Origin of the sequence: Saccharomonospora halophila 8 (genome assembly GCF_000383775.1) — a bacterium.
In the GTDB taxonomy this organism is placed as follows: Bacteria; Actinomycetota; Actinomycetes; order Mycobacteriales; family Pseudonocardiaceae; genus Saccharomonospora; species Saccharomonospora halophila.
In genome coordinates this window covers 41,858-45,998 of sequence record NZ_KB912528.1, presented here as the reverse complement: position 1 = coordinate 45,998, position 4,141 = coordinate 41,858, and the positions used below count along the sequence as shown (strand labels likewise).

Annotated in this window: 4 protein-coding genes and 1 pseudogene; 3 read left to right on the top strand and 2 right to left on the bottom strand. The window is 70.8% G+C overall.

Annotation, left to right across the window (positions count from 1 at the left end):
- From SACHA_RS0109020 to SACHA_RS0109010, 3 genes and pseudogenes are all read left to right on the top strand, one after another.
- Nucleotides 1-199 (top strand): annotated as a pseudogene (locus SACHA_RS0109020) (hypothetical protein); the annotation flags it as partial.
- Nucleotides 196-1,374 (top strand): fumarylacetoacetase, encoded by a 1,179-nt coding sequence (gene fahA / locus SACHA_RS0109015; protein ID WP_019809046.1) that lies wholly within the window; start codon nucleotides 196-198, stop codon nucleotides 1,372-1,374. The pseudogene SACHA_RS0109020 and the gene fahA, both read left to right, overlap by 4 nt.
- A 104-nt stretch (nucleotides 1,375-1,478) precedes the next feature.
- Nucleotides 1,479-2,549, top strand: coding sequence for an LLM class flavin-dependent oxidoreductase (locus tag SACHA_RS0109010; protein WP_019809044.1), 1,071 nt, complete (start codon nucleotides 1,479-1,481; stop codon nucleotides 2,547-2,549).
- A gap of 108 nt (nucleotides 2,550-2,657) precedes the next feature.
- Here the strand turns inward: SACHA_RS0109010 and SACHA_RS0109005 are convergent, their stop codons facing one another.
- Nucleotides 2,658-3,818 carry an acyl-CoA dehydrogenase family protein gene (locus SACHA_RS0109005; protein WP_019809041.1) on the bottom strand — a complete coding sequence of 387 codons (1,161 nt, stop codon included), beginning with the start codon at nucleotides 3,816-3,818 and terminating at the stop codon, nucleotides 2,658-2,660.
- The coding region (locus SACHA_RS21180) for an acetyl-CoA carboxylase biotin carboxyl carrier protein subunit (protein WP_039738456.1) at nucleotides 3,815-4,141 on the bottom strand (327 nt) is incomplete at its 5' end. The genes SACHA_RS21180 and SACHA_RS0109005, both read right to left, overlap by 4 nt.

Below are 4,141 nucleotides of genomic sequence, written 5' to 3'. Positions count from 1 at the left end.
CGTCGCCGCCGTGCTCGCCGAGCGGGACGCGGGCACGGTCGCCTCCCGGGTGCGTGATCTCGGGCCGCGGCGCACCGCGGCCGCCCGGGAGGCGTTCGTGTCGTTCGGGACCTGCAGTATCACCGAGCCGCTCGCCGAACTCGTCGACCTCGGCCTGGTCGACGGGTCGGTCACGCGCGGAGAAGGAGTCATCACGTGACCCGCATCACCATCCCGGAGGGTTCACCCTTCGGGCTCGCCAATCTGCCCTACGGCGTGTTCTCGACACCGGGCACCGATCCCCGCGTCGGGGTACGGGTCGCCGACTCGGTCGTGGATCTGGCCGCGACGCTCGGCGACGACATCTTCGCCCGGCCGTCGTTGAACGACTTCATGGCCCAGGGCCGGGCCCGCTGGGACGAGGTGCGCGGACGCGTCCACGAGCTGGTCGCCGGGGACGTGCCCGACGACGCGGTGCATCCGGTGTCGGAAGTGACCCTGCACCTGCCCGTCGAGGTGGCCGACTACGTCGACTTCTATGCCTCCGAGCACCACGCCTCCAACCTCGGCAGGCTGTTCCGTCCGGACGCCGAGCCGCTGATGCCGAACTGGAAGCACCTGCCGGTCGGCTACCACGGGCGTGCGGGCACGGTCGTGGTCTCGGGCACCGACATCGTCCGCCCCAGCGGCCAGCGCAAGGCCCCCGACGAGCAGGTCCCCTCGTTCGGCGGTTCGCGGCGGCTGGACATCGAGGCCGAGCTGGGCTTCGTCGTGGGTACCGGCTCCGCGCTGGGTGAGTCCGTGGCGACCGACGAGTTCGCCGACCGGGTGTTCGGCGCGGTGCTGGTCAACGACTGGTCCGCCCGCGACATCCAGGCGTGGGAATACGTGCCGCTCGGCCCGAACCTCGGCAAGAGCTTCGCCACCTCGGTCTCCCCGTGGGTGGTGCCGCTCGCCGCGCTGGAGGCGGCCCGGGTGCCACTGCCCGGCCAGGACCCCGAGCCGCTGCCGTATCTGCGCGAACGGGCGGACTGGGGCCTGGACATCGAGTTCGTCGTGGAGTGGAACGGGCAGGAGGTCGCCCGCCCGCCGTACCGGGAGATGTACTGGTCGCCCGCGCAGATGCTGGCCCACCTCACGGTCAACGGCGCGACCAGCCGCACGGGTGACCTCTACGCCTCGGGCACGATCTCCGGGCCGGAGAAGCACCAACGGGGCGCGTTCATCGAGCTCACCTGGAACGGCAGGGAACCGCTGGAGATCAACGGGGAGCAGCGGACGTTCCTCGCCGACGGCGACGAGGTCACCCTCACCGCGACCGCACCGGCCACCGACGGCGGCAGGCTCGGGTTCGGCGAGGTACACGGCCGGATCCTGCCCGCACACGACGGCTGATCCGGTGATCCGGTGCCCGCCGGACCCGGCCGGGGACGGTGGGCACCGGCACCGCGCTACACTGGTAGTTGAACGGACAACTACTTCGTGAGCGTGGTGACGACATGCAGTTCGGGGTCTTCAGCGTCGGGGACGTCACGCCCGACCCCACCGACGGGCGCACGCCCAGCGAGCACGAGCGCATCAAGGCGATGGTGCGGATCGCGCTCAAGGCCGAGGAGGTCGGCCTCGACGTCTTCGCCACCGGCGAGCACCACAACCCGCCGTTCGTGCCGTCGTCGCCGACGACCATGCTCGGTTACATCGCCGCCCGCACCGAGCGGCTGATCCTGTCCACGGCGACCACCCTGATCACCACCAGCGACCCGGTGAAGATCGCCGAGGACTTCGCGATGCTGCAGCACCTGGCCGACGGCCGGGTGGACGTGATGCTGGGCCGGGGCAACACCCCGCCGGTGTACCCGTGGTTCGGGCAGGACATCCGGCAGGGCATTCCCCTGGCGATCGAGAACTACGAACTGCTGCACCGCCTCTGGCGGGAGGACGTCGTGGACTGGGAGGGCCGGTTCCGCACGCCGTTGCAGGGCTTCACGGCCACCCCGCGTCCGCTGGACGGGGTGCCGCCGTTCGTCTGGCACGGCTCGATCCGCAGTCCGCAGATCGCCGAGCAGGCCGCCTACTACGGCGACGGGTTCTTCCACAACCACATCTTCTGGCCCGCCGAGCACACCAAGCGGATGGTGGCGCTGTACCGGGAACGGTTCGCCCACCACGGTCACGGCGACCCGGAGCAGGCGATCGTGGGCCTCGGCGGTCAGGTGTACATGCGGCCCAACTCGCAGGACGCGGTGCGCGAGTTCCGACCCTACTTCGATCACGCGCCCGTCTACGGCGGCGGGCCGTCCCTGGAGGAGTTCTCCACGCAGACCCCGTTGACGGTGGGCAGCCCGCAGCAGGTCATCGACCGCACCCTCGGCTTCCGGGAGTACGTCGGCGACTACCAGCGCCAGCTGTTCCTGATGGACCACGCGGGCCTGCCGCTCAAGACCGTGCTGGAGCAGCTGGACATCCTCGGCGAGGAGGTCGTCCCGGTGCTGCGCAAGGAGTTCGCCGCCCACCGCGCCCCCGGCGTCCCGGACGCCCCCACCCACGACTCCCTCCGCACGGCCTTCTGAGCGGGGTCACCCGGGTGTTGCCGTGAAGGGCACTTTCCCTGCGTCAGGTGCTGTGAGGGGCACATTCACTGCGCCAGATGCAGTGAATGTGCCCCTCACGGCAACCCCTCACGCCGGGGTGAGGCCGAGTTCGCGGGCGATGAGCATGCGTTGGACCTCGCTGGTGCCTTCGCCGATCTCCAGGATCTTGGCGTCGCGGTAGAAGCGGGCCACCGGGGTCTCGTTCATGAAGCCGTAGCCGCCGAAGATCTGGGTGGCCTCGCGGGAGTTGTCCATCGCGGCGTTGGACGCCGTCAGCTTCGCGATGGCCGCCTCCTTCTTGAACGGCTCGCCGCGCAGCATCCTCGCCGCCGCCTGGTAGTAGGCCAGCCGCGCGGTGTGCACCCGCATCTCCATGTCGGCGAGCTTGAACTGGATCGCCTGGTACCGCCCGATCGGGCCGCCGAACGCCTCCCGCTCGCGCACGTAGCGCAGGCACTCGTCCACACACCCCTGCGCGAGTCCGACGCTCAGCGCGGCGATCGCGATCCGCCCCTCGTCCAGGATGGACAGGAACTGCGCGTAGCCGCGGCCCCGCCCGCCGAGCAGGTTCTCCGCGGGCACCCGGCAGTCGTCGAACGCGAGCTCATGGGTGTCGGAGGCGTTCCAGCCGACCTTCGAGTACCGCGGCGCCACCGTGAACCCGGGGGTACCCGCGGGCACGACGATCGTGGAGATCTCCTTGCCGCCGTCCGGCTTGCTGCCGGTCACGGCCGTCACGGTGACCAGGCTGGTGATGTCGGTGCCGGAGTTGGTGATGAACGACTTGCTGCCGTTGATCACCCACTCGTCCCCGTCCAGGGTCGCCGACGTCCGCGTGGCCCCGGCGTCGGAACCGCCGCCGGGCTCGGTCAGGCCGAACGCGCCGAGCTTCTCACCCGCGCACAGCGCGGGCAGCCACCGCCGCTTCTGCTCCTCGGTGCCGAAGCGGTACAGCGGCATCGCACCGAGTGAGACCCCGGCCTCCAGCGTGATCGCCACGGACGAGTCGACCCGGGCGAGTTCCTCCAGCGCCAGGCACAGCGCGAAGTAGTCCCCGCCCATGCCGCCGTGCTCCTCGGGGAACGGCAGGCCGAACAGGCCCATCCCGGCCATTCCCGCCACCAGGTCGTACGGGAACTCCTCGCGTTCGTAGTAGTCCCCGATCACCGGCGCCACCTCGGCGCGCGCGAAGTCCCGCACGGTCCGCCGCAGCGCGTCGTACTCCTCGTCGAGCCGGTCGTCGATCATATTGTGCCTTCCTCCGGGGTCACCAGGGCGAGTGGTTCGTCGAGCGCGACCTGCTGGCCCGCGCGCACGTTCAGTTCGGTGACCACGCCGTCCACCGGCGCGGCGACGGTGTGCTCCATCTTCATGGCCTCGACCACCAGCAACGGCGCACCGGCCGCGACGGCCTGCCCGAGTTCGGCCTTCACCACCAGCACCGTGCCCGGCATCGGGGAGGTCACCGGGCCCGCTTCCGTCGCTTCGGCGTGCGAGGCCAGCAGGTTCGGCCGTTCGCGCACCGCGACCGCACGCCCCTCGCGCGCCAGCCACAACGTGCCGTCGGGCTC

Bases quoted from the DNA above. Each gene is read 5' to 3' on its own strand.
- SACHA_RS0109010 (WP_019809044.1), top strand. From the start codon at position 1,479: ATGCAGTTCGGGGTCTTCAGCGTCGGGGACGTCACGCCCGACCCCACC.
- SACHA_RS0109005 (WP_019809041.1), bottom strand. From the start codon at position 3,818: ATGATCGACGACCGGCTCGACGAGGAGTACGACGCGCTGCGGCGGACC.